Here is a 24,975-nt window from a genome sequence, read left to right on the forward strand (position 1 = left end):
TCGCGCCTTAGGCCCGGGCGCTTTCCTCGGCCGGGTCTTCCAGCGCAACCGGCGGCGTGACGTACAGTTCGTTGCCGTCGAAACGGTGCATGGCCCGGAAGGACATCCAGTAAAACGACTGCTTGACGACATGGCGGTTGCCCACCCAATCCAACAGCAGATGGCCGGTCACGCCGATGGTCAGCCCCACGCCCCAGGGCGCGGCGATGCCGAAACCGACCAGCAGCCACAGGAAGATGACGAACTCGAAGGAGTGCAGCACCAGATAAAGCCTGGGCAGCCGGCCCTCTTCGCAACTGGCGAAAAAGTCCTTCATGCCACCCCAGCGTTTTTTATAGAGCAGGTAGTCCAGCACGTGGTCGCAGTCGATGAGCACGCTCGACAGGCCGGCCATGATCGCGCCGGAAAAACGGCCGCCCGAGGCGGCGTAGCCGGCCAGGGCCAGGGGAACGGCGGAAAGACAATGCTGGGCAAGTTTCATAAGATTGCATTCCTTTTGGCAGCCCGCCGGCCGGCTTCGGTGAGCCGGCCGCTGTAGGCCGAGATGTCGTATTCGTAGTATCCGGCTGCACAGAGCCGGCACAGCAGCTTCCAGGCCATTCCCGGCCCGTAGCCCAGCCCCAGGGCCGTTTCGCCGGGCAACACCCGGTCCGGGAACGGCGCGTCCGGTTCGGCCGCCAAGGCGGCCAAAAGCCGGCGGGCGTCGGCGTCGAGGGCGTCAGGAACGCCGGGGACGCCGGGGAGCATTATACGCCGGCGGCGGCAAAGGCCGCGTCCACGATCTCCTTGGCCTCGGCTTGCAGGGCCTTGAGGTGGTCGCGCCCCCGGAAGCTCTCGGCGTAGATTTTATAGACGTCCTCGGTGCCCGAGGGCCGGGCCGCGAACCAGCCGTTTTCCGTCACCACCTTCAGCCCGCCGATGGCCGCGCCGTTGCCCGGGGCGTTGGTCAGCTTGGCCGTTATCGCCTCGCCGGCCAGGGACGAAGCCGCCACCAGCTCGGGCGAGAGCTTGGACAGGGCCGCTTTTTGCGCCTTGGTGGCCGCAGCGTCCATGCGCTCGTAGATGGGCTCGCCGTAGCGTTTGGCCAGCTCGGCATAGTGCTCGGCCGGGTCCTTGCCGGTCTTGGCCGTGATCTCGGCGGCAAGCAGATCCATGATGATGCCGTCCTTGTCCGTGGTCCAGACCGTGCCGTCAAAGCGCAGATAGGCCGCGCCGGCGCTCTCCTCGCCGCCAAAGCCGAAGGAGCCGTCAATAAGCCCGGGAACGAACCATTTAAAGCCCACCGGCACCTCGCACAGCCTGCGGCCAAGCCCCGCCGCCACCCGGTCGATCATGGCGCTGGACACCACGGTCTTGCCCACGGCCGCGTCGGCCCGCCAGCCCGGGCGCGTGGCGAAAAGGTAGCTGATGGCCACGGCCAGGTAGTTGTTGGGATTTAACAACCCCGCGCCCTTGGTCACGATGCCGTGGCGGTCGTAGTCCGGGTCGTTGCCAAAGGCGATGTCGTAGGAACCCTTGTGCTCAATGAGCCGGGCCATGGCGTAGGGCGAGGAGCAGTCCATGCGGATCTTGCCGTCCTTGTCCACGGTCATAAACGAAAAGGTCGGGTCCACCACGTCGCTGATCAGCGACAGGTTCAGGCCATAGCGCTCGGCCATGGGCTCCCAGTAGGCCACGCCCGAACCGCCCAAGGGATCGACGCCCAGGCGCAGCCCGGCCTCGCGGATGGCCCCCATGTCGCAGATGTTGGCCAAATCGGCCACGTAAGGGGCAATATAGTCGTACTGCTCGGTGGTCTCGGCGGCCAGGGCCGAAGCCAGGGTCATGCGCCGCACGCCGGCCAGCTTTTTTTCCAGGTAGGCGTTGGCGGCGTCCTGCATGGCCTTGGTGATGTCGGTGTCGGCCGGGCCGCCCGAGGGCGGATTGTACTTGAAGCCGCCGTCCTCGGGAGGATTGTGGGACGGCGTGATGACGATGCCGTCGGCCAACACGCCCCGGTGATGGCGATTGAAGGTCAAGATGGCGTGGGAGATGACCGGGGTCGGGGTGTAGCCCCGGCCGGCCTGGACGCGCACGGCGACGCCGTTGGCGGCCAGCACTTCCAGGGCGCTGATCCAGGCCGGCTCGGACAGGGCGTGGGTGTCCATGCCCAGATACAGCGGCCCGGTGATCTTTTGGGCGGCCCGGTGGTCGCAGATGGCCTGGGTCGTGGCCAGGATGTGGTCTTCGTTGAAGGAACCGTTAAACGACGTGCCCCGATGGCCGGAGGTGCCAAAGGCAACGCGGCACAAGGGATCGGCCGGATCGGGCTTGACGGCATAATAGGCGGCGACCAGACGCGGCACGTTGACGAGAAGCGAACGCGGCGCCGGCTTGCCGGCGAGGGGACTGACGGCCATGGGGGGTCCTCCTTGGGGCGTGGCCCGAGCATCGTGCCCGAAGACGGCGTTTTGGTCCACAGCGGGCGACGATTGGATGGAAAATCGGGGCAGTTCGAGGCGCGTCGCGCGATTAGAGACAATACTTCCAGACGTCCTGGACCGTGGCGTAGCCCATAAGGCCGATGAGCGCCAACCAGCCGCCCACGGCCACGGGGATGTACAGGCGCGAAAGCCCAGACCACAGACGGGCCAGGGTGTCGAAGACCATCTTGCCGCCGTCCAGGGGCGGCAGCGGCAGCAGGTTGAACACGGCCAGGGAAAGCGAAAGATGGGCGGCAAGGATGGCGTGGCGAGTGAGGTCGGAGCCGGCGAAACGCGAACCCTCAGCCACAATGCCGACCACGCCGCTTAACTGCTCTGGCCGGGAAAAAAGCGCGCCCAGGCCGGCCACCATGCCGGCCAGGGTCTTCCAGCACAGGGCCAGGGGCTTGACGGCCAGGGCGGCCCAGCCAAGCGCCCCGGGCGCGGCCAGGGTCAGGGCGGCATAGACGGCCAGGGCAAAAAGGATGTTGGCCAGGGGGCCGGCCAGGGAGAAGATCAGCCGTTTGCCCAGGGGCAGGGCCAGATAGGCCGCCTCGTCGCGCAGGTCCGGCAGGACATAGCCGCCAAAGGGGACGGCGCTGAGGCAATAGCGCACCCCGCCCACGGTGCGGCTGACCAGCACCGGCCCGATGCCCAGGGAAAACCGGGCCACCGGGATGCCGACCGCTTTGGCGGCCAGGAAATGGCCGAGTTCATGAACGAAAACGAGCAGGCCCAAAAGCGCCGCGACAACGACATAGGTCATGGAACGCCTCCGACGCGCCAAGCGTCAGATGAAATCCGGGTCGATGGCCGCCTTGCCGCCGGCCATGGCGATCTTGACGTAGCGCACCGAACGCTCGTCCACGGGCACGATGGGAAACCGGCCTCGGCAGGCGTCGCAGGCGATCATGGCCGGCTTGACCGGAGCCACCACCGGCACCTCGCGCCGGCAAAACGGGCAGGGATAGAGAAACACCAGCTCCACCCCGACAGGCTTGGCCGGGGTCAGCGGCTTGCGCGATTCGCTGCTCATGCCCCCTCCCCGGCGATCAGACATTGTCCGGTCATGGCCTCGGGCACGGGCAGCCCAGCCAGATGCAAAATGGTCGGCGCGATGTCGCCGAGCTTGCCCGGCGAGAGCGTTACGCCCTTGCGCGCCGGATCAACCAGAATGAGCCGCACGGGATTCAGCGTATGGGCGGTCATGGGGCCGCCTGTGGGCGCGATCATTTCCTCGGCGTTGCCGTGGTCGGCGGTGACCAGCACCCGCCAGCCGGCGGCCGTGGTGGCCGCGATGATGCGGGCCACGCAGGCGTCCACCGTGCGCACGGCCGTCTTGGCCGCTTCCAGGATGCCGGTGTGCCCCACCATGTCGCAGTTGGCGAGGTTGACCACCGACAGGCTGTGCCCTTTGTCCATGGAGGCCAGAAAGGCGTCGGTGACGGCGGCGGCGCTCATCTCGGGCTTGAGGTCGTAGGTGGCCACGTCCCGGGGTGAAGGCACCAGCACACGCTCCTCGCCGGGGAAAGGCTCCTCGCGGCCGCAGTTGAAGAAATAGGTGACGTGGGCGTATTTTTCCGTCTCGGCCAGCCGCAGCTGGGTCAGGCCGGCCCGGGAATAGACCTCGCCCAGGACGTCGGTGACGGCCACCGGCGCAAAGGCCGCCGGCAGGCCAAACGAGCCGTCGTACTCGGTCATGGTGGCATAGCCCGACAACGCGGGCACGCGGCCCCGGGGAAAGGCGTCGAAATCGGCGAAGGCCAGGGCCTTGGTGATCTCGCGCGCCCGGTCGGCCCGGAAATTGAAGAAAAACACGGCGTCGCCGTCGCGGATGACCCCCTCGCCTCCGGCCAGGACGCGCGGCTTGACGAATTCGTCGGTCTCCCCGGCGGCGTAGGCGGTCTTGACGGCCTCAACCGGGTCGGTAAACGGCTCGCCTACCCCCTCGGTCAGGGCGGCGTAGGCTTGCGCCACCCGCTCCCAACGGTTGTCGCGGTCCATGGCGTAGAAGCGGCCGATGAGCGAGGCGACGCGGCCAGCGCCCAGGCTCTCCAGGGAGGCCTGCAAGTCGGCCACGTAGCCGGCCCCGCTTTCGGGCGGCGTGTCGCGGCCGTCGAGCAGGGCATGAAAGAAGATGTCGCGCTGCCCGAGCGCCGCGAAGGCGGCGGCCAGGGCCTTGGCGTGGCTGATGTGGCTGTGCACCCCGCCATCGGAGATAAGCCCCATGAGGTGGACGCGCCCACCGGCGGCCAGCGACGCCCGGGCCAGCTCGGCCAGGACCGGATTGGCGGCCAGCGACCCGTCCTCCACGGCCATGTCGATGCGGGTCATGTCCTGATAAACCACCCGGCCGGCCCCGATGTTCATGTGGCCGACCTCGGAGTTGCCCATGAACCCGGACGGCAGGCCCACGGCCCGGCCACAGCAGGCCAGGGTCGTGGACGGATTGTCGGACAGCAGACGGTCAAGGGCGGGCGTGCCGGCCTCGGTCACGGCATTGCCGGGACCGGCCGGGGCAATGCCCCAGCCGTCGAGGATCAACAGCAGGGTGGGCGTTGGCTTCATGCGTCGTTCTCGGGATCGTCGTCTGCGTCATCGGTAGCGGCGGTATCCGCGGCGTCGGCTGTGCCGGGGGCCGCAGCCTTGGCCGCCGGGGCCAGACGCAGGGCGATGGGCTTGCCCTCGGACCACAGGCCTTCGAGATTGTAGAAGGAACGCTGGTCGCCCATGAAAATGTTGACCAGCACGTCGTTGAGGTCGAGCAGCACCCACTGGCCGAGGCGGTAGCCTTCCTGGCCGAGGTAAGAATAGCCGAACTCGCCGCAACGGGCCAGGACGTGGTCGGCCAGGGCCTGGGCCTGCCGGGCGCTGCCGGCCGAGGCCATGACCATGGCCTCGCAGATGGGGCTCAGGCCTGTAACGTCTACAGCCTGTATTTCCTTGGCTTTCTTTTCGTAGAGCCAGGCAGCGACCTGGGCGGCCTTGGCGGCGGGAGCGATGTTGGCATCAGCGGATTTGACGGACATTGGTTCTCCAGAAAAATGACTGAAGCCCGCCGTGGCGGGCAACCCCTACTCCTTATGCGATTTGCCGCCGGCCCGCAAATGGAGCGTCCGGCTTTTTCCCGGCCCTCTCTTGACGCGGCCTGCCGCTTTCGGCAGGAATCCCTTTTGGATGCGCTGACGACGCCATTTGGAGGACGCCCATGATTTTCGACATGGATACCGAAACCCTGCCCCGCGAGGAACTCGAAGCCCTGCAGCTCAAACGGCTGCAAAGCCTGTGCGAGCGGGTCTACGCCAACGTCGCCTTCTACCGCCGGGCCTTTGACGAAGCCGGCATCAAGCCCGGCGACGTGAAAAGCCTGGCCGACCTGCGCTACCTGCCGTTTACCGAAAAGCAGGACATGCGCAACCACTATCCCTTCGGGCTTTTTGCCGTGCCCAAGGACAACGTGGTGCGCATCCACGCCTCTTCCGGCACCACCGGCCGGGCCACCGTTGTCGGCTACACCCAGCGCGACGTGAACAACTGGGCCACCATGATGGCCCGTTCGTTCATGGCCGCCGGGGCATCGCGCCGCGATATCATCCACGTGGCCTACGGCTACGGCCTTTTCACCGGTGGACTCGGCGCCCACTACGGAGCCGAACGCCTGGGCGCCACCACCATCCCCATGTCCGGCGGCAGCACCCGCCGCCAGGTCATGCTGCTGCGCGACTTCGGGGCCACGGTCCTGTGCTGCACGCCCTCCTACAGCCTGGTGCTCTACGAGGCCGCCCTGGAATCCGGCATCGATTTCAAGGAGCTGCCCCTGCGCGTGGGCGTGTTCGGAGCCGAGCCCTGGACCGACGAGATGCGCCGTGACATCGAACAAAAAATGGGCATCAAGGCCATCGACATCTACGGCCTGTCCGAGATCATGGGACCGGGCGTGGGCATCGAGTGCATCGAGGCCCAAAACGGGGCCCACCTCCAGGAAGACCATTTCCTGTGCGAGGTCATCGACCCCGTGACCAAGGAGCCGGTTGGGCCGGGCGAGGCCGGCGAACTGGTCATCACCACGCTGACCAAGGAAGCCCAGCCGCTCATCCGCTACCGCACCCGCGACATCACCCGGCTGGTCAAGACCCCCTGCAAGTGCGGCCGCACTTTTGCCCGGATGCAGCGCGTCCAGGGCCGCAGCGACGACATGCTCATCATTCGCGGGGTCAACGTGTTCCCCTCCCAGATCGAGAGCATCCTGCTCGAAACCGAGGGCCTCACCCCGCATTACCAGCTGGTGGTGCGCCGTGAGGGCAATCTTGATACGCTCTCCGTACAGGTCGAGGTCGACGAGAAGATCTTCTCCGACGAGATCAAGGGCCTGCAGCGCCTGGAAAACAAGATCCAGAAGAACATCAAGGAATTCCTGGGTGTGACCACCCAGGTCAAGCTGGTCGAGCCGCGGGGCATCCAGCGCTCCGAAGGCAAGGCCAAGCGCATCCTCGACCTGCGCAACGAGGGCAAGTAGCGCCCGGCGACATTCGGGCAATCGGCGGGGCCATTCGCCGCCAAGGCGAGGACGTCGCCAGTTGGTTTGACCGCCCGTCGAGGACACGACACGAATAAGGGCAAAGGCCCGTCATCCGGAGGGAACCATCGCCATGAAAGCCGAACAGATTTCCATTTTCCTGGAGAACCGGGCCGGCCGCCTGGAAGAAGTGACCCGGGTCCTGGCCGAGGCCGGCATCAGCATCCGCGCCCTGTCCCTGGCCGACACCTCGGACTTCGGCATCCTGCGCCTCATCGTCAGCGACCACGAAAAAGCCAAGGCGGCGCTCAAGGAAAACGGCTTCACCGTGGGCAGAAACGCCGTGGTGGCCGTGGAGGTTTCGGACAAGCCCGGCGGCCTGCACGCCATCCTGAGCCTTTTGTGCTCGGGCGGGGTCAACGTGGAATATATGTACGCCTTCGTGCACCAGTGCGAGCGCTCGGCGGTCATCATCTTCCGCTTCGACCGCACTGATCAGGCCATCGAGCTGTTGCAGAAAAACAACATCACCATCATTCCCGGCGAAAAGCTCTACAGCATCTAACCGCCGCAATTGCTGACAAAAGCGCCGCTTCTCGCCGGAAGCGGCGCTTTTTTATTCGCCTGAACCGCAACGCCCCCCTGGCAAGCTGTCCGCCCGGACCCTGCCCGCTTCCGACGCGCCTTGACAAAAACCCGTGCTCATGTCCTACACTCGGTCACTTGCGGCCGACGCGCCGACACCGGCCCGGCCAAGGACACTTGCATGGCACGCCTGATCCCCATTAACACCTTTACCTGGGAGCTGCCCCAAACCGGAACCATGCGGGTTCCGGCCGTCTTTTACGGCGACAAGGCGGCGGCCAAGGCCCTGGAGGCCGACGTTATCAGGCAGCTCGCCAACGTCGCCAGCCTGCCCGGCGTGGTCGGACCGGTGGTCGCCCTGCCCGACGCCCATCCCGGCTTCGGCTTTCCCATCGGCTGCGTGGCCGCCTTCGATCCCGAGGCCGGCGGCGTGGTCTCGGCCGGCGGCGTGGGCTTCGACATCGCCTGCGGCGTGCGCACCCTGCTGACCGATCTCTCGGTGGAGGATGTCGCCCCGGCGCGCGACCGGATCGCCGACGCGCTTTTTGCCCGCGTGCCCTGCGGCGTGGGCCAGGGCGGCGCGCTGCGTCTCTCCGACAAGGACATGGACCGGATGCTGCGCGGCGGCGGGGCCTGGGCCGTTGGCCAGGGCTACGGCGAGGCGGCCGACTTGACCCGCTGCGAGGAAGGCGGGACCATGGCCGGGGCCGACCCGGGGCAGGTCTCGGCCATGGCCAAGGATCGCCAGCGCGACGAACTCGGCAGCCTGGGTTCGGGCAACCATTATCTCGAAGTGCAGTGGGTGGAAGACATCCTCGACCGGGCCTCGGCCGATGCGTATGGCCTGCGCCCGGGCCAGGTCGTGGTCTCGATCCACTGCGGTTCCCGGGGCCTGGGACATCAGGTCGCAACCGACCACATGGCCGCCATGCGCCGGGCCGCGCCCGGCCACGGCATCGCCCTGCCCGACCCGGACCTGGCCTGCGCCCCGATAGCTTCGGCCGAAGGCCAAGCCTATCTCGGAGCCATGCGCGCCGCCGTCAACTGCGCCCTGGCCGGCCGGCAGGTCATCACCCACCTCGTGCGCGAGGTCTTTGGCGAACTGTTTCCCGGCTGCCGACTGCCGCTGTTGTTCGACGTCTCCCACAACACCTGCAAGGCCGAGCGCCACGCCGTAAGCGGCCGGCCCCGCACGCTCTACGTCCACCGCAAGGGCGCGACCCGGGCCTACGGCCCGGGACAAGCGGACCTGCCCGATTTTTGCCGCAACGTCGGCCAGCCGGTCATCATCGGCGGCAGCATGGGCACGGCCTCCTACGTGCTGGCCGGGGGAGCCAGGGCGGGGGAATTGTCCTTCGCCTCGGCCTGCCACGGGGCCGGCCGGGCCATGGGGCGCAAGCAGGCCGCCAAGAGCTTTCCGTCCCGGAAGGTGCTGGCCGAACTTGAGCGCGTCGGCGTGGTCCTTCGGGCCAAAAGCTTCAAGGGGATTGGCGAAGAGGCTCCGGGAGCCTACAAGGATATCGATGCGGCCGCCGCCGCCGCCCAGGCCCTGGGCCTGGCCGTCAAAACCGCCAGGCTTCGTCCCCTGGCCTGCATCAAGGGGTGACCGCCGCCATGCTTGAAAGCCTCATCCACGAAACCGACGCTCTGGAAACCCTCACCGGCGACGCCTTGTTGCTGGTGGACCGCGACGGCATCATCCTGCACGCCACGGCCCTGGCTTCGATTTTTTACGGCCTGCCGGCCCCCCAGCTCACCGGCCTGCCCCTGGGCCTTGCCCTCAATGACCAGGCAGCCCGGGAAATCTGTCTGCCCGCCACAGGCCGCCCGGCCCTGGTGCGCTGGGAAAACTTGACCGAACACGGCCTTTGCCTGCGCCGGGTGTTGCTGCGCGACCTCACCCCCCTGCGCACCGCCAAGGTCAAGCTCGACGAAGCCCGCGAGGCGGCCAAGGCTGGAGAGCGGGCCAAAAGCCATTTCCTGGCCAACATCACCCACGAGATTCGCACGCCCATGATCGGCATCCTGGGCATGACCGAGTTGGCCATGGCCACGGAACTCTCGCCCAAGCAGCGGGAATATCTGGAGATGGCTCGCCATTCGGCCCAGTCTCTTTTAACCGTCCTCAACGATATCGTGGACTACGCCCGCATTGAGACCGGGGCCTTCGAACTGGCCCGCACGCCTTTTTCCCTGCGCGAGACCGTGGAAGAGGTCATCAGCGTCTTTCGCCCCCTGGCCGCCAAAAAAGGCTTGTCGCTCACCTACCGCAGCATCGGGGCCGTGCCCCAGACCCTGGTCGGCGACCCCAGCCGGCTGCGCCAGGTGCTCATCAACCTCGTTGGCAACGCGGTCAAATTCACCGACGCCGGCAGCGTGATCCTGGCCGTGGCCCGCATCGGGGGCGGCCAGGCCAATGATCAGGCCCGGCTGCGCTTCGAGGTGCGCGACACCGGCATCGGCATCCCCGGCGACAAGATCAAGGCGATTTTCGACAGCTTCACCCAGGCCGACGTGTCGCCCGCCCGCCGCTACCAGGGGGCGGGGCTGGGGCTGGCCATCGTGCGCCAGCTCGTGGAAATGATGCAGGGTTCCTACAACGTCGCCAGCGAGGAAGGCAAAGGGAGCGTTTTCACCATCGAGGCCGATTTCAGCCTGCCCGTCAGCCTGGAATCCCTGCGCCCGGCCCGGGAACCGGCCGCGCCGGCCACGGCCCGGCCACTGACGGTCCTTTTGGCCGAGGACAATCCCATCAATCAGATTTACGTGCAGGAACTGCTGGAAATGGACGGCCACGAGGTGGTGGTGGCCCACACCGGCCGGCGGGCGTTGGAGGCGCTGCGCAAAAAACGCTTCGATGCCGTGCTCATGGACATCCAGATGCCCGAAATGGACGGCATCGAGGCCACCCGGGCCATCAGGAGCGATGCAAGCGGCGACTTCGATCCGGCCATCCCCATCGTGGCCCTGACCGCCCATGCCCTCAAGGGCGACCGGGAGACGTTTCTGCGGGCCGGCATGAACGAGTACTTAAGCAAGCCCGTCAGCCCCGCCGACCTGGAAGCGGCCCTTGGCCGGGTCACCGGAGCCGCGCCGGCATCCGAACAGCCCCAGGACGCCCCGGCCCAACCGGCCGGCCAGATCCTCGACTGGACCGAGCTTCTGGCCAAGGCCCGGGGCAACACCGGCTTTCTCATGAAGCTTTTCGGGGCCTTCGTGGCCGAACAGCCCGGCAATTTGGCCGCCATGCAAAGCGCCCTGGACGAAAAAGACTTGCCCCATCTGGCCTTCCTGGCCCATTCGCTGAAAGGCGCGGCCGCCACCATGTGCGCCCCGGCCCTGCGCGACGCCAGCCATGAGCTGGAACGGGCCGCCAGGGCCGGAGACCAGCCTCGTGCCGCCGAGGCCCTGGACGTCCTGGCCCGGAACCTGGAGACGGTGCTGGCCGCCATGCGCGCCAAGCTTTCGGCGGACTAAAACGTCCGGACAGTCCGCCAGACGACATGGGAAGGCCATGGCGGCCGACCGGTCTGGATGGCGGAGACCGGCGTTCGACCGACTCAGGGGACGGCGGCGGCGTCAGCTTATTTGCTGCACCACAGCTTGACCAGGCGGGCCATTTCCTCGGATTCGATGCAGGGCGCGCCGTAGCGGCCGGCGGCTTCGAGCTGCCGGAAGCCCTCGTAGAGAATGACCGCCGCAGCCACGGACACGTTTAGGCTTTGCACCATGCCCATCATGGGGATATAGAGCGCTCCGTCCACGTGGGGGGCCAGATCCTCGTCCACCCCGCTGTGCTCGTTGCCCAAAATGATGGCCGTTTTCGTGGTGAGATCCCACTTCTGCAAGGGCACGGCCGTCTCGGTGAAGCTCGTGGCCACAAGCCGAAAGCCTTGGCCTTTGAGCACTGCGGCCAGGGAGGCGGCGTCCTTGTGGCGCACGGTCTCCACCCACTTTTTGGCCGACCCCGAGGACTTTTTGCCCAACGCCGGAAAGGCCGTGTCGGTGTAGAGCAGATGCACCCGGTGGATGCCAAACGCGTCGCAGCTTCGAAGGATCGCCGACACGTTGTGGGGATCGTGAATGTTGTTGATGACCAGGGCCAGATCGGTCTGACGCCTGGCCAGGACTTCCTCAATGCGCCTAACCCGGCGCTCGGTGATGCAGTCGCGCATGGCCGAGGCACATAGGCCAATCCGGGTTTCGGCGCAAGAACCAAGGAGTTTCACCATGCCGCGCACCACCGCCCCCGATGTCGCCGCCGCCAAGGGCGTTCGCAAGATCGTCATGCTGGCCGCCTATGATTTCACCTCGGCCCGGCTGGCCGAAGCGGCCGGCGTGGACGTGATTCTTGTGGGCGATTCCCTGGCCATGGTGGTCCTTGGCCACGACGACACGCTCTCGGTCACCATGGAAGAGATGCTCCACCACGTCCGGGCCGTGGCCCGAGGGGCCGGGAGCGCCCTGGTGGTGGCGGACATGCCCTTTATGTCGTACCAAGCGTCTGTGGAGATGGCCGTGACCAATGCCGGGCGCTTTCTCAAGGAAGGCCGGGCCGGCGCAGTCAAGGTCGAGGGCGGGCGCGCGATTGCGCCCCAGGTGCGGGCCATGGTCGCCGCTGGCATCCCGGTGCTGGGGCATGTGGGCCTGACCCCCCAGCATGTGGCCGCCCTTGGCGGATTCAAGGTCCAGTCCAAGACGGCCCAGGCCGCAGCCGAACTGCTCGCCGACGCCATGGCCCTGGCCGAGGCCGGCTGCTTCGCCGTTGTGCTGGAGTGCATCCCCGCGCCCGTGGCCGCCGCCGTGACCCGGGTCGTGCCCATCCCCACCATTGGCATCGGCGCCGGGCCGGACTGCGACGGACAAGTGCTGGTCTTCCATGACGTGCTGGGACTTTACGACCGTATCCGTCCGCGTTTCGTCAAGCAATTCGGCGAATTGGGCGAACAGGCCGTAGCGGCGTTGACGGGCTACGCCGAGGCGGTTAGAAATTCGGATTTTCCGGGGGAGGAACACAGTTTTTCCATGGCGCCCGAAGCCCAGACCGCTTTCGAGGCACTTCTCACGCCGGATGGGGGCGCTAAAGACGGGCATTGAGCCTGATCCAGCTTTTCTTTTTTGTGGCGCGACGCGTCCACTTTTTTATGAGCAATGCATGAAAAACAAGCAGTATGACGATGACGTACGTGAATTTATCGCCCTGCAAAATGGCGTGTTTCTCGTTGTCAGCACCGATGCCGTCTTCAACAAAAATCTGCGCAGCACCCTGCTTCGCCATCTCACCATCAAAGACGAGTGCGTCCACAACATTGCCGTCACCGAACAAATTCCCAAATATATCAAACAGCTGCGCGCTAAAAACCACAAAGTCGTCGTCTTCATCGAACGTGAATTAAACGGCCGCAACACGTCCGACGTCATCCGCTACCTGAAAAACGATTACTCCAGCGACCTCTACGTCGTGGTCCTGACCACCGAGGTCGAGCGGGACAAGCTGGTCCTGCTTCATGAACTTGGCGCGGATAACATCATCACCAAGCCCATTTCAGCCGATACGCTCATTGAAAAAATCGCTTTCACGGTCAAACCCCGGGGCCAGATCGGCGAACTCATGGACCAGGGCCGGCAATGCCTGGAAATGGGCGACGCCCTGGAAGCGGCCAAGATCGCCAAGCAGGTGCTTGAAGCCAAGGCCAACAGCCCTTCGGGCCTGCTCCTCATGGGCGACGCGTTGCGGGCGCTTGGCAAGAAGGACGAGGCCCTTCGGGCCTACACCCAGGCCGAAAAGGGCGCGCGCCTGTTTCTTGATCCCCTCAAGAAGATCGCCGAACTCCACCACGAGGAAGGCAACACCACCGAGGAACTCAAGTTCCTGGAACGTCTGGACAAGCTCTCGCCGCTCAATGTCGAGCGCAAGGTCGATATCGGCGCGGGCTACGTCAAGCTCGGCGAACCCGAAAAAGCCAAGGCGGCCTTTGACATGGCCGTGCGCATCGCCACCAAGGAAGCCCTGGACGCCGTCAGCCGGGTCACCCAGTCCATCGCCGCTCGCTGCATGGAATCCGCTCCCGAACTGTCCGAGCAGTACCTGCGCCAATCGCTTAATACCCGCAAGAACATGCTCGACCGTTCGGACATCGAGACCTTCAACCGCCTGGGGCTGATGCTGCGACGCCAGGGCAAGTGGCAGGAAGCCATTACGGAATACCGCAAGGCCCTCAAGATTTCCCCCGATGACCCGGGGCTTTATTACAACATCTCGATGGCTTACACCGAGGGCCGCCAGTACATCGAAGCCTACCAGTTCCTGGACCGGGCCTTGTCGCTCAATCCGGAAATCTGGAAAAACGGCGAAGCCGTGTGCTACAACATCGCTACCGTCTACCGTCGCTACGGCAAGAAAGACCCGGCCGTTGATTATCTGAAAAAAGCCCTGGAAATCAATCCGGGCTACGAAAAAGCCAAGGCCCTGCTGTTGGAAATGGGAGCCGGGCGCTAAAGACGGCCGTTTCGTCTCCCCCGGCGGCCCCTTGCGCGAGATTGCCGCCCGAAAGCCACGTCCACGCCGCTTGACGCCATAAGCGTCAACATCGCGCCCCCGAAACAGCCTAACATCCCCTCCGCGCCCAGTCCCAAGCCCGGCCGGCGGCCAGCATAACCGGAGCCATCCCCATGTTCGTGCATCCCCAGTTCGATCCCGTGGCCGTCAACCTCGGCCCCCTATCCGTCCGCTGGTACGGCCTCATGTACTTGATCGGCTTCGCCGCGGCCTGGCTGCTCGGGCGTTATCGGGCCTCGCGCCCGGGATCGGGCTGGACGCCGCTTCAAGTGGACGATCTCGTCACCTACATGGTTCTTGGCGTGGTCGTGGGCGGTCGGCTGGGCTACATGCTGTTCTACGATCTGCCGGCTTTCCTAGCCAATCCCCTGAGCCTGGTCCAGGTCTGGCAAGGGGGAATGTCCTTTCACGGCGGCTTTCTCGGCGTGCTGGCGGTGGTGTGGTTTTTCGGCCGGAAAACCGGCAAGGGTTTTTGGGGCGTGGCCGACTTCACCGCACCCCTGGCCCCTTTCGGCATTTTTGCCGGCCGCATCGGCAATTTCATCAACGGCGAACTGTGGGGCAAGGCCACTGACCTGCCCTGGGGTGTGGTATTCCCCGATCCTCGGGCCGGGGGCGTGCCGCGCCATCCCTCCCAGCTCTACGAAGCGCTGCTGGAAGGCGCGGCCCTGTTCCTCATCGTCTGGTTCTACTCCGGCAAAAAGCGCCAATCCGGCGCGGTCAGCGGCGTGTTTTGCGTGTGTTACGGCCTGTTCCGCTTCGCCGTGGAGTTCGTGCGCCTACCCGATCCCCAGCTTGGCTACCTGGCCTTCGGCTGGCTGACCATGGGGCAGCTGTTGAGCCTTCCGGTCATTGTTTTCGGGTTGTGGCTCCTCGCCCGTCCGGCTCCCGCCCGGGCGGCTTGAAGCCTACTCCTTGTGCAGCGGGATGAGCAGAAAGTCCCCGCACAGATCCTCGGCCTGGGTCTCCGGCCACATGGCCACATAGCTCTTGCCCCGGGCCTGCTCCACCGGCACCGTGGCCGGAGACGGCGCATGGCGCTTGCAATAGCCCCACTCTCCGCCCTGCATCTCCTCGGGCGGACAATAGCGGTGTTCGGGGGGAATGGGTCCCTTCCAGTACCGGCACATCCTGCACTTCTGCTTCATCCTGCCTGCCTTGGCATACGCCTTTTCCGCCATGGTCATGGTTTTGCTCCGCCGCCAAGCCCCGACAGGGGAGCCCCGCCCGTGGGCAGTCCCGGCACGGCGATTTCATACAGTTCGGGCCAACGCTTACCCGTGACCCAGACCCGGCCCGTGGCCGGATCGTGGGCAATGCCGTTAAGCACGTTCACGAAATCCACGGCCACCGTTCCCGGACGCAGCCCCGAGCAGTCCAACCAGGCCGCGACCCGCCCCGTGGCCGGATCGATGACGGCGATACGGTTGTCGCCCCAGACGTTGGCCCAGATGCGGCCGGCCACGGTTTCCAGTTCGTTGAGCCGGGAAACGGGCCGGCCATCGTCGGTGACGGCGACCGATCCCAGGGCGGCCATGGTCTTGGGATCGTAAAAAAACAGCTGGTCCGAGCCGTCGCTGACCACGAGCCGGCCGTCCAGGGCGCAGGCCCCCCAGCCTTCGGTGGGCAGGGCCAGCTCGCCCCGAGGCGAGAGATCGGAGGGATCGGCCAGAAGCACTCGCCCTTCCCGCCAGGTGAGTTGGTACAGGGAACCGCCGCTCAGAGCCAAGCCCTCGCCGAAAAGCTCGCGAGGCAGTTCGCGCCGGGCAAGGACCTGTCCCGTGGCCGGATCGACCCGGCGCAGGCTGGAACGGCCGTAGAGTCCGGTGCTCTCGTAAAACACGCCGTCACGGTAGACAAGGCCCTGGGTGAAGGCGCTCGGATCATGGGGCAGCCGGGCCTTGACCACAACAGGCAGCACCGGGGCAGCGTCGGACAAGACCGGCAAGAATATGAGGAAGGCCCATATGGCCGCCCCGCCAGGAGCCAGCCGTTTAATAATCCAGGACATGTTTGGAATCCACGCCGTAGCGGCGCATGCGGTTGAGGATGGTGCCCCGGCTGACGCCAAGCAGTCGTGCGGCCTCGGAACGGTTGCCGCCGGCCCGGCGCAGGGCGTCCACCAGCGCGTCGCGGCCGGTCTCGACAGGCGCAGCCGCCCGGCAGACCTCGCGCAGGGCGGCAGGAGCGGCCGCAGCAATGAGTGACGGCGGCAGGTGCCTTGGCTCCACCGGCCCGGCGTCGGTGACGACAAAGGCGTATTCCAGGGCGCTTTTGAGTTCGCGCACATTGCCCGGCCAGGGATGGGCGGCCAAGAGGCGCATGGCTTCGGGGGCGATGGAGGGAACCGGCCGGCCGGCCTGATGGGCCAGACGGCACAGGAAATGTTCGGCCAGGGGGGCCAGATCGTCCAACCTGTCGCGCAGGGGCGGCAAGGTGATGGGGATGACGTTGACCCGGAAAAACAGATCTTCTCGAAAGCGCCCCTCGGCCACGAGCCGGGCCAAATCGCGATTAGTGGCCGAGATGACGCGCACGTCGGCCCGCACCGGCCGGCTCTCGCCCACCCGCTCGAAGGTCTTGGATTCAAGCACGCGCAACAGCTTGACCTGGATGGAAGCCGGGGCGTCGCCAATTTCGTCCAAGAAGATGTCGCCGCCGGCGGCGGCCTCGAACCGGCCTTGGCGGTGGCGCGTCGCGCCGGTGAACGCCCCCTTGGCATGGCCGAAGAGTTCGCTTTCCAAAAGCGATTCGGCCAGCGCGCCGCAATTGAACTGCACGAAAGGCCCCCGCCGCCGCCGGCCGATCTCGTGGATGGCCCGGGCGGCCAGTTCCTTGCCGGTGCCGGATTCGCCGGTCAAAAGCACCGGCGCGTCGCTGCCGGCGGCCCGCTCCAGGAGATCAAACACCCGGCGCATGGCCTCGGACTGACCGATCAGGCCGTGAAAGCCCTCCTCGGCCGAAAGCAGGCGGGTGAGTTCCTCCACCTTGCGGTCCAGAACCACGACCTCGGAAAGGTCGGTGAGGGTCTCCACGGCAAAAAGCGGTTTGCCCGCGGCGTCGCGCAGCAGCGTCTGGTTTTTGAGCACCGGCAGATACGAGCCGTCCTTGCGCCGGATGGTGCAATGTTTGGCCCGGGTGGTTTTTTCGGCAAAAAGGCGGCACCAGGCCGCGCCGCCCTGGCCGCGCTCGCGCTGGCAGCCGTCGCAGTCGAGCACGCTGCAGGCATGGCCCAGGAGCTCGTCCCGGGCATAGCCGGTCATCCGGGACAGGGCTTCGTTGATCATGACGATGCCGCCGTCGGCCCCGACAAGGAGCAACCCCTCACTCATGGTGTTCACGATGGCTGCCAGGTGCTGCTCAAATTCCACGGCGGCTCCGCTTGGGTCCTGACGCTGGGAAAGGTGTTGGGATTCCGGCTGTATCGGCCGTTGTTTGCTCGTTATCCCGAACTGTTAGCAGAATAGGCACGTCCTTGCAAGAAACGTGGGGAGGCCAAAAAAGGCGCGGCGGCCCTTCCGCCGCCGCGTGGCCTGTGTTATCTACGGGCCATGAACGATATCCTGATCTTTTGCGCCGTGCTCGTCGGCTGGTTCGTGGTGGTCCGCTTCGTCTTTCCCAGGCTCGGCATCCGGGGCTGAGGCATCGACACGGGGTGCGGTCCGCGCCCCGGCAAGCCTTCTTCTGCTCCAGGCGACAAGGAAGATCGGCCTAAAAGCTGATCTTGAGGCCGATGTTGCCGCCGACGCTGTTGACGCCGTTGTCGGAAAACGCGCCCAAGTGCTGGTAACGTCCGGCAGCCTTGAGGCTGACGTTCTTGCCCAGGGCCACGGACGCGCCGAGGTCGGCCTGGCCGGTTCCGGCCTGCTTGGACCCGTTGTAGGGCAGCTCCTTGTCGGAGAAAACGCCGCCGCCGCCCGCGCCGACGAAAAGCGTCCCCTTGGGCGTGCGCACGAAGTTCCAGCGGGCCATGGCCGCGACGCCGGCGGCGTTGGTGGTTTCCTGTCTGGAAGCCATGCCGAGCGGCGTCGGCGTCTTGGTGGTCTGATCCACGGCGTAGCCCAGGCCCTCGGCCTCAATGGCCACGCCGTCGGCGACGTAATGGCCGGCCGCGCCGCCGTAGGTGCCGACCACGTTGACGTTGGGGTTGGTGGTTGCGTAGACGCCGCCCCGGGGTTCGACGTAGCTCGTCCCCTGGGTGTACTCCTGGGCTGCGGCCAGGGCAGGCGGGGCCAGCGCGGCAAAAGCCGCGAGCAGGGTGGCGATGGCGCGGTTCATGGTTGGCTCCTTGCGTCCCGGCGGACTGCCGGATTTCAGTGCATGAACGACTTGACGGTTTGGGGTTTGGCCTCGGTTTTGACCGAGGGCAGCTTTTCGAGGATCACGGCCGTGCCGTAGCAGGAAAAATAGCGTGAGCCGTCGGGATGGAAAGCCACGTTTTCCTGGTAGCCGATGATGGCGTCGGCCCCGATGTCCAGGGCGCTGGCCGTGAGGCCATAGAAAGCGCACTCGGAGTCGAAGCCCCGGCCGCTGACCAGGCCAAGAACCCGCCGGATCTTGCGGCCTTCAAGTCCGGGGGTGGTTACCACCGGAAACTTGCCGCTGAAAAAGAGTTCCTTGGCGTTTTTGAGCCGCGCGCCCTTCTTGAGTTCTTCATGGCGTTCACGGATTTTCTTGTCTGAGCCGGTGAAGAGGGAAAGCATGCCGTCCTCCTTGTCGTCACGTTGCGGCGGGCATTTCGCGGCCGCCTTCCTGTCTGTTCCGGCTTTTTCTTAGCAAAGAGCCTGCCAAGATATTTATTCAATTATTTCAAAGAAATAAAACACAACTTTGCGCGCTCGTCAAACCTTTGGCGGCCTGTTCGCCAGAATTGTTCTTTTGAATCGTGGGGCGCGCGCCCTGGAACTGTTGCCGAGGGACCGGCAATGCGGCTGGCTTTACAACCCCACGGCTGGGGTGGGCCGGCATCAGGCCCGGCTGCTCGACACGCCTCCCCCTCTCGGCATCCTGTGCAAAGGCCAAGTCCGCCGGCCAAGCCCTTCGCGCAAAAAAAAAGCCGGACCGCGACGGCCCGGCTCATGATGCCAGAGGGGCGCCTCAGCCGGCTTTGTCCAGATAGCGTCGCACGGCGGGATTGGGCCGCACGGTGGTGCGGTAGCCCGAAAGCCGCTGGTTCTCCTGCTTGGCCCGCTGCAGGTCGGTTTGGAGTTCGGCGTGGAGTCGACGGGCTTCCACGGTGAGCTGGCCTTGCAGGTTGCGAAGCTTGAGCAGCTTGTCCCGAAGCAGGCCAATGCTCTCCGGATCGGCGCAGCGCCAGGCCATCTCCAGCAGCCGGCCGCGATCCTTGGCCAAAAGCTCGGCTTCTTCAATTTCGCCGGCCAGAAGATGGTGCAGTTCGCGTTCACCGGTGGCCAGGGCCGCTTCAAGGAATTCAAGCTTGTCGGACATGGCGTTATTCCTTCACGGTGCGCTCGAAACCGGTCAGCAGTTCGCCGATGACGCCCTTGAACCGGGCCATGGCCGGAATGAATTCGTATTCCAGCAGGTCGGCGAGCAAAATCCAGTCTTCGTTTTCCAGTACTTCGAGCATTTCGGAAAACAGGTTGGACACCTCGTCGGCGACGGCGTTGAAGGCGGGATCAGCCGTTCTCAGGGCCTCGCCGCGCAGCACGCCGATCATGTTGAGGAAGTCGCGGGTGACATCCATGAGGTCCTGGTAGACTTCCAGGGCTTCGGCGTCGTCGGCCTGACGGAACAGCTCGGCCACTCGGCGCGCGCCGTGGTCCATGAGTTGGACGACTTTGCTCATCTCCCGGGTGATTTCCAGGGCCATGTCGGCCACGGGCATGCTGCGGACTTCGACGGATTCGATCTCGTCGATCTCGATGTCCTCAGCCTGGTGCGGGTAAATCTCGGAAAAACTTTCATTGTTGACGAACACGTCCGTGACGACCCGGCCTTCAAGCTCGTCGGTCTCCATGATGCGCAGAAGGATTTCCTCAAGATTGTGAAACTGCTTGATCTCCATGCCGGTTGACCGGCCATCCACACTGATCATGTCGCGCCTCCCTCTGGAGTTGTTGTCGAAGGGTAAGGATTTCCTTCCCGCCCCATTTCTTACAACAACCGTGCCAAAAGGAGTCAGCCCCGAAGGATGGCCGCAAAAGCCGCCGCGCAGGCTCCGTAGCGGCGAATGCGCGCCACAAGCCCGTCGATGTCCACGGCTTCCTCCTGGGCCTGGCGTTGCCACAGCTGGGCCAGGGTCGCCAGGTAAGGCGAAGCCGACCACAGGCCGGCCAGGCGGTTGTAGCTGGCAAGAAAGCGCTTCTTCATGGCCGGATTGCGCATGGCCAGCCCGGCTTGGCCCTCGACCAGGCGCAGCAGATCGATGGATTGCGCCAACAGCCGCGACAATTCCTGGCGCTCGACCTCGGGCAGCGGCAGCAGCGGCCTGGCCGGCGGAACAGGGGGAACATCGTCAAGGAATTGACGAAGGACATGCCGCTGACAACGCAGCCACACGGCCCGGGGAGTGGTTTCGTGGCCGGAGAGCGAAACGAGGTCCATGAACCCCTCGGCATCCCGCGCGGACAGCCAGGCCCGGGCGCCGGGATAGACCCCGGCCGGGAAACGCCCGTCCCGGACCCAGGCGAGGACGGCCTCGGCCACGGCCTCGGGATCAATGGCGTCCAGGCAGGCGTGGCCGCGGGGGCAAGCCTGACGAAACGAGCAGGGATGGCACGGCATGTCCGGCTCCAGACACAGACAGCCCTCCAAATAGGGGCCGGTATCGAAGGGCTGGGCCGTGGCCAAAAACAGGGTCACGCTGGGCACGCCCAGGCCGGCGGCCAGGTGGAGCGTGCCGGTGTCGTTGGTGACAAGCAGCCCCAGCCGGGCCACCACCGCCGCCAGCGTCGGCAGCGAGGTTGCCCCGGACAAGTCCAGGCAGGGGCCATCGAATATCTCGCGAAAACGGGCCGCCAGGGGTTTTTCCGAGGCCGCGCCCACGACCACGGCCAAAATGCCGCGCTTTTCGTGGAGCCGTGCCGCCAGCCGGGCAAAACGCTCCACCGGCCACTGCCGGGCCGACGCGCTGGCCCCGAGCTGGAACCCCACGACCAACACCTCGTCGCCAGGCCCGGCCCCGGCGAAAAGCGCCGCCGCTTCCTCGGCCGCCGCCGCGTCCGGCCGGCGCAGGGCAAAACGTCCCGGCCCCTGGCCCACGCCTGCGGCCTTGCGGAAAACGTCCACGATATTAAATGGACACAGCTCGCGCCGGGTCGATGACGCCTCCAGAAACGCGGCCCACAGGTTGGATTCGTGGCGATAGCCGAAAGGGTCCAGGGTAAAACCGCGCACGGCCTCGCCGCACAGTCGCCGGGCCATGAGCCTGGCCGGCAGGGCCGCCGTCAGGTTGACCACGCAGTCCGGCCGGGCTCGGGTCGCCACCGTATCCGCGAAGTCGGCCACCGTCGCCAGGGCCAGCTTCCAATCGAGATCAAGGCTGGCGAGAAATTTCGCCCCGGGCAGGGGAAAAACTTCCGAGACGTCAGCCAGCAACCCGGCCGCGCCGGCAAAATTTTCCAGACAGGCCAGGGAGACGACATTGCCGGCGGCGGCAAGTTCGCTGACGGCCGGCTGGGATTGGAGCAAATCGCCAAAGCGGGTGAGGTTTTGCAACACGATGTTCATGCCGGCTCCATGACGGACCTTGGCGTTTCGGACAAATTGCCGCGACGGACGCGGCCGACTTGTTGCCCCGGCTTGAAGGTGCTACCAGCAAAGCCAGGCAGCATGGCCTGGCCGGCCGGCCCCAACACACCCATGAGCACCCCCATCGACGATACCGCCGTCGCCGCCAAGGCCCTGGAACTGGAGCGTTTCCTTCCCGAAGGCCGGCGCGACGAATTTCGCCGTCTCATCGAGACCCTGGCCGAGGCCGCCGCTTGCCGGGAAAGCCAGACCGCCGAGATCGGAGAACTGCGCGGCCAGGTCCGCCGACAGGGCGCCCGGGTCGTGCGGATGCAGGAAATCTTTCGGGCCAACGACCAGGCCTTCGCCACTTTCCGCTCGGCCATGCTCCTGTCGCGGCGGCTGCGACGCATGGCCGATCTGCCCGACATGCTGGCGGAATTGTCCCGTACCATGGGGGTCGCGGCCCTGACCTGCCTGCTTTCCCGGGAACAATTCGCCGCCTACGTGCCTCCGGGATTCCCCTGCCCGACGGCCAAGGCCCTGGGCGCGGCCGTAAACGCCCTGCCCCGGGGAACCGATCCCCGCCGGGTCTACGTCGGCCCCCTGGCCGCCCTGCCCCGGCCGGATTTCTTTTTCGATCCGGCCATTCTGGCCGATCAGCCCAAACTCCGGGACGGCTCGTGCTTCATCGCGCCCTTGGCCGACAAGTATCAGCCCAAGCGCCGCATCGGCGTCCTGGCCATGGCCGACGTCGATCCCTCGCGCTACACGCCGTCGAAAGGGACGGATTTCCTGGAGCATTTCTGCGAGGTTTTGGCCGGCGATCTGCTCCACGTCAAGATCCATGAGGAATTGGCCCGGCAGCGCGAGTCCGACGAACTGACCGGCATCCCCAACCGGGCCTTCCTGCGTCGCCACGGGCCGGCGCTACTCAGCCTGTCCGCACGCCGGGAAGCGCCGGTGGCCCTGCTCTTTTGCGACCTCGACCGGTTCAAGGCCGTCAACGACACCTTCGGCCACGAGGCCGGCGACTTGGTCCTTGGCGACGTGGCCCGGGCCATGGCCGCCCGGGTCCGGGTCTATGACCTGCTGGCCCGGCTTGGCGGCGACGAATTCGTGGTGGTCATGCCCGACGCCGGAGCCGACGAGGCCGCCGTCATGGCCGAACGCATCCGGGACTGCGTGGCCGAGGTGGCCGCCGAGCGCGGCCTGCCGGGCCTGTCCGTGTCCATCGGCGTGGCCTTGCATGTCCCGGGCCAGGACATCGACGACCTCGTGCGGGCCGCCGACGCCGCCATGTATCGGGAAAAACGCGCGCCGGCCATCGAATGACAATTCCCCCGGGCCACCCCGGAGCAAAACTCCACCCCAGGAGCCTTCCTATGGGTCTTTGCCGCATTTTCGTCTGGCTGCTGTCCATTCTCCTTGCTTGCGCCGCAACCCCGGTCGAGGCCTCGGCCGCGTCCCGGGCCGCCCGACTGGCCGCGGAGATGACCCTGGAGGAAAAAGTCGGCCAGGTGTTCATGGTCTGGTTCGCCGGGCCGACCGTCTCCGACGACATCGCCGGCCTTATCCGGCAGCGCCATCTCGGCGGCGTCATCCTCTACAGCGTCCCGGGCAACATCGAATCTCCTGGCCAGCTGGCCGCCCTCAACGCCGGCCTCCAGGCGGTGTCCGCCGCCACCAGGCATGGCCTGGGCCTGTTGATCGGCGTGGACCAGGAAGGCGCGCCCGTGGCCCGGCTGCGAAAAGGGTTTACCCTTTTTCCCAGCCAGATGGCCCAGGCCGCGACGGGCCGGGCCGATCTGGCCCGGCTGGCCGCCTCGGCCACGGCCCGGGAATTGCGGGCCGTGGGCATCAACGTCAATTTCGCGCCCGTGGCCGACGTCAACGTCAATCCGGCCAACCCGGTCATCGGCATCCGGTCCTTTGGCTCCGCGCCGGCCGACGTGGCCCGTTTCACGGGAGCGGCCACGGCCGGCTACGTCGCCGCCGGCATGATCTGCACACCCAAGCATTTCCCCGGCCACGGCGACACGACCATCGATTCCCACGTCGGCCTGCCGCGCTCGGACCATGACGCCGCCGCCCTGGACAAGCTTGATTTTCCGCCTTTCCGGGCCGCCTTCGCCGCTGGCGCGCCGGCGGTCATGACCGCCCACATGGTCGTCCCGGCACTGGACGGCGAACCCGACCTGCCGGCCACCCTGTCGCGCCGGGTTCTGGAAGGAACGCTACGCGGCCGCATGGGTTTTGACGGCGTCATCTTCACGGATTCCCTGGGCATGGGTGCCGTGGCCGACACCTACGGCATCCCCGAAGCCTCGGTGCGGGCCTTGGCCGCCGGGGCCGACGTGCTCCTCATCGGCGCCGACGCCGGCCGCTCGCCGGCCGAACGTCTGGCCGCCATGGACGCCGTCGCCGAGGCCGTGCGTTCGGGCCGCGTGCCCATGGCCCGGCTCAACGCCGCCGTGAGGCGCGTCCTTCGCCTCAAGGAACGCTACGGCCTTTTGGACGCCGCCGCCCTGACCAATCCCGCTCCCGACCCGGCCAGCATGGCCGGCCGCCCCGAAGACGCCGCCCTGGCCCGGCGCATCGCCAGACGCAGCCTCACGGCTCTGGGGCCGACCAGCCCTGCCTTGCCCCTGCCCGCCGAGACTGCTCTGGTCATCCGGCCGCGCCTTGGCCGCGAGGCCGTGGACGCCGAGGCCGAAGCGACCATCGCCGCCTGGCCCGGCCCGCGCACGCTCTTTTTACCGGCCGATCCCGACGACACGGCCATCGCCCAGGCCCTTGACAAAGCGGCTGGAGCCGGCAGCGTCGTCTTTTTGGCCACGGACCTGCGCCGTCGGCCGGGCCAGGAACGGCTGGCCCGGGAGCTGGCCGCCAAGGCCGGCCCCGAATTCGTGCTGGTAGCGGCCCAGTCGCCCTACGACCTGGCCCTGGCCCCACAGTCCGGAGCGCGGCTGGCCACCTACGGCGAAGCTCCGGCCAGCCTGGAGGCGCTGTATCAGGGCCTTTTTGCCCCCTTCCGCTTCTCGGGCCGCCTGCCTGCCGTTTTGCCGGCTACGACCTTCAAATACTAATAAAGCAACTGAATAAGCCATCTTAACACCTTAAACAGCATTGACCTTTCGCCTCGAATGGTATTGTATGGA

Annotated in this window: 25 protein-coding genes; 9 read left to right on the forward strand and 16 right to left on the reverse strand. The window is 66.2% G+C overall.

Annotated features, from left to right (window positions below; all coding sequences use genetic code 11):
- Nucleotides 1–7: 7 nt before the first annotated feature.
- The 7 genes from C3Y92_RS11930 to rsfS form a co-directional block, all read right to left on the reverse strand.
- Entirely contained in the window at nt 8–481 is a 474-nt protein-coding gene (locus C3Y92_RS11930; RefSeq protein WP_129352810.1) for a hypothetical protein, read from the reverse strand.
- Nucleotides 478–747 (reverse strand): hypothetical protein, encoded by a 270-nt coding sequence (locus C3Y92_RS11935; RefSeq protein ID WP_129352812.1) that lies wholly within the window; start codon nt 745–747, stop codon nt 478–480. Before C3Y92_RS11935 ends, C3Y92_RS11930 begins: the two co-directional genes overlap by 4 nt.
- Nucleotides 747–2,399 (reverse strand): phosphoglucomutase (alpha-D-glucose-1,6-bisphosphate-dependent), encoded by a 1,653-nt coding sequence (pgm, locus tag C3Y92_RS11940; protein WP_129352814.1) that lies wholly within the window; start codon nt 2,397–2,399, stop codon nt 747–749. The genes C3Y92_RS11935 and pgm overlap by 1 nt, the downstream gene beginning before the upstream one ends.
- A gap of 112 nt (nt 2,400–2,511) precedes the next feature.
- On the reverse strand, nt 2,512–3,228 hold the full coding sequence (locus tag C3Y92_RS11945) for a site-2 protease family protein (protein WP_129352816.1): 717 nt from the start codon (nt 3,226–3,228) through the stop codon (nt 2,512–2,514).
- A 24-nt stretch (nt 3,229–3,252) separates the two neighbouring features.
- Nucleotides 3,253–3,498 carry a hypothetical protein gene (locus tag C3Y92_RS11950; RefSeq protein ID WP_006919501.1) on the reverse strand — a complete coding sequence of 82 codons (246 nt, stop codon included), beginning with the start codon at nt 3,496–3,498 and terminating at the stop codon, nt 3,253–3,255.
- Nucleotides 3,495–5,030 (reverse strand): 2,3-bisphosphoglycerate-independent phosphoglycerate mutase, encoded by a 1,536-nt coding sequence (gpmI, locus tag C3Y92_RS11955; protein ID WP_129352818.1) that lies wholly within the window; start codon nt 5,028–5,030, stop codon nt 3,495–3,497. Before gpmI ends, C3Y92_RS11950 begins: the two co-directional genes overlap by 4 nt.
- Nucleotides 5,027–5,491: a ribosome silencing factor gene (gene rsfS, locus C3Y92_RS11960; protein ID WP_129352820.1), complete on the reverse strand. Its 465-nt coding sequence runs from the start codon at nt 5,489–5,491 to the stop codon at nt 5,027–5,029. Before rsfS ends, gpmI begins: the two co-directional genes overlap by 4 nt.
- A 179-nt stretch (nt 5,492–5,670) precedes the next feature.
- Here rsfS and C3Y92_RS11965 point away from each other — a divergent pair, with 179 nt between their 5' ends.
- The 4 genes from C3Y92_RS11965 (at nt 5,671) to C3Y92_RS11980 (ending at nt 11,040) form a co-directional block, all read left to right on the forward strand.
- On the forward strand, nt 5,671–6,978 hold the full coding sequence (locus tag C3Y92_RS11965) for a phenylacetate--CoA ligase family protein (protein WP_015861213.1): 1,308 nt from the start codon (nt 5,671–5,673) through the stop codon (nt 6,976–6,978).
- 133 nt (nt 6,979–7,111) lie between these two features.
- Complete coding sequence (locus tag C3Y92_RS11970; protein WP_129352822.1) at nt 7,112–7,543, forward strand: ACT domain-containing protein; 432 nt, start codon at nt 7,112–7,114, stop codon at nt 7,541–7,543.
- A gap of 201 nt (nt 7,544–7,744) precedes the next feature.
- Nucleotides 7,745–9,169: an RtcB family protein gene (locus C3Y92_RS11975; RefSeq protein ID WP_129352824.1), complete on the forward strand. Its 1,425-nt coding sequence runs from the start codon at nt 7,745–7,747 to the stop codon at nt 9,167–9,169.
- Between the two features lie 8 nt (nt 9,170–9,177).
- On the forward strand, nt 9,178–11,040 hold the full coding sequence (locus C3Y92_RS11980) for a response regulator (RefSeq protein WP_129352826.1): 1,863 nt from the start codon (nt 9,178–9,180) through the stop codon (nt 11,038–11,040).
- A gap of 107 nt (nt 11,041–11,147) precedes the next feature.
- Here C3Y92_RS11980 and C3Y92_RS11985 read toward each other — a convergent pair whose 3' ends face one another.
- Entirely contained in the window at nt 11,148–11,738 is a 591-nt protein-coding gene (locus C3Y92_RS11985; RefSeq protein WP_129355872.1) for a TrmH family RNA methyltransferase, read from the reverse strand.
- Between the two features lie 55 nt (nt 11,739–11,793).
- Between C3Y92_RS11985 and panB the strand changes: the two genes are divergently transcribed.
- From panB to lgt, 3 genes are all read left to right on the forward strand, one after another.
- Nucleotides 11,794–12,660, forward strand: coding sequence for a 3-methyl-2-oxobutanoate hydroxymethyltransferase (gene panB / locus C3Y92_RS11990; RefSeq protein WP_129352828.1), 867 nt, complete (start codon nt 11,794–11,796; stop codon nt 12,658–12,660).
- A gap of 58 nt (nt 12,661–12,718) precedes the next feature.
- A complete protein-coding gene (locus tag C3Y92_RS11995; RefSeq protein WP_129352830.1) occupies nt 12,719–14,062 on the forward strand; it encodes a response regulator in 1,344 nt (447 codons plus the stop codon).
- 173 nt (nt 14,063–14,235) lie between these two features.
- On the forward strand, nt 14,236–15,027 hold the full coding sequence (gene lgt, locus C3Y92_RS12000) for a prolipoprotein diacylglyceryl transferase (RefSeq protein WP_129352832.1): 792 nt from the start codon (nt 14,236–14,238) through the stop codon (nt 15,025–15,027).
- Nucleotides 15,028–15,030: 3 nt separating this feature from the next.
- Here lgt and C3Y92_RS12005 read toward each other — a convergent pair whose 3' ends face one another.
- From C3Y92_RS12005 to C3Y92_RS12040, 8 genes are all read right to left on the reverse strand, one after another.
- Nucleotides 15,031–15,270, reverse strand: coding sequence for a hypothetical protein (locus C3Y92_RS12005; protein WP_043601713.1), 240 nt, complete (start codon nt 15,268–15,270; stop codon nt 15,031–15,033).
- Between the two features lie 35 nt (nt 15,271–15,305).
- A complete protein-coding gene (locus C3Y92_RS12010) occupies nt 15,306–16,133 on the reverse strand; it encodes a glutaminyl-peptide cyclotransferase (protein ID WP_129352834.1) in 828 nt (275 codons plus the stop codon).
- Nucleotides 16,117–17,493, reverse strand: a complete 1,377-nt coding sequence (locus C3Y92_RS12015; RefSeq protein WP_129352836.1) for a sigma-54 interaction domain-containing protein — start codon at nt 17,491–17,493, stop codon at nt 16,117–16,119. Before C3Y92_RS12015 ends, C3Y92_RS12010 begins: the two co-directional genes overlap by 17 nt.
- A 340-nt stretch (nt 17,494–17,833) precedes the next feature.
- Nucleotides 17,834–18,400, reverse strand: coding sequence for an outer membrane beta-barrel protein (locus C3Y92_RS12020; protein ID WP_015861225.1), 567 nt, complete (start codon nt 18,398–18,400; stop codon nt 17,834–17,836).
- Between the two features lie 35 nt (nt 18,401–18,435).
- Nucleotides 18,436–18,825: a YbjQ family protein gene (locus tag C3Y92_RS12025; protein ID WP_006919486.1), complete on the reverse strand. Its 390-nt coding sequence runs from the start codon at nt 18,823–18,825 to the stop codon at nt 18,436–18,438.
- 394 nt (nt 18,826–19,219) lie between these two features.
- Nucleotides 19,220–19,570, reverse strand: coding sequence for a hypothetical protein (locus C3Y92_RS12030; RefSeq protein WP_015861227.1), 351 nt, complete (start codon nt 19,568–19,570; stop codon nt 19,220–19,222).
- A 4-nt stretch (nt 19,571–19,574) separates the two neighbouring features.
- Nucleotides 19,575–20,180: a hypothetical protein gene (locus C3Y92_RS12035; protein WP_129352838.1), complete on the reverse strand. Its 606-nt coding sequence runs from the start codon at nt 20,178–20,180 to the stop codon at nt 19,575–19,577.
- An 83-nt stretch (nt 20,181–20,263) separates the two neighbouring features.
- Nucleotides 20,264–21,814, reverse strand: coding sequence for a glycosyltransferase family 9 protein (locus C3Y92_RS12040; RefSeq protein WP_129352840.1), 1,551 nt, complete (start codon nt 21,812–21,814; stop codon nt 20,264–20,266).
- Nucleotides 21,815–21,946: 132 nt separating this feature from the next.
- Here C3Y92_RS12040 and C3Y92_RS12045 point away from each other — a divergent pair, with 132 nt between their 5' ends.
- Nucleotides 21,947–23,149, forward strand: coding sequence for a GGDEF domain-containing protein (locus C3Y92_RS12045; RefSeq protein WP_129352842.1), 1,203 nt, complete (start codon nt 21,947–21,949; stop codon nt 23,147–23,149).
- Nucleotides 23,150–23,199: 50 nt separating this feature from the next.
- On the forward strand, nt 23,200–24,903 hold the full coding sequence (locus C3Y92_RS12050) for a glycoside hydrolase family 3 protein (RefSeq protein WP_129352844.1): 1,704 nt from the start codon (nt 23,200–23,202) through the stop codon (nt 24,901–24,903).
- The last annotated feature ends 72 nt before the right edge of the window (nt 24,904–24,975 follow it).

It is taken from the genome of Solidesulfovibrio carbinolicus, from assembly GCF_004135975.1.
Taxonomy (GTDB): Bacteria; Desulfobacterota; Desulfovibrionia; order Desulfovibrionales; family Desulfovibrionaceae; genus Solidesulfovibrio; species Solidesulfovibrio carbinolicus.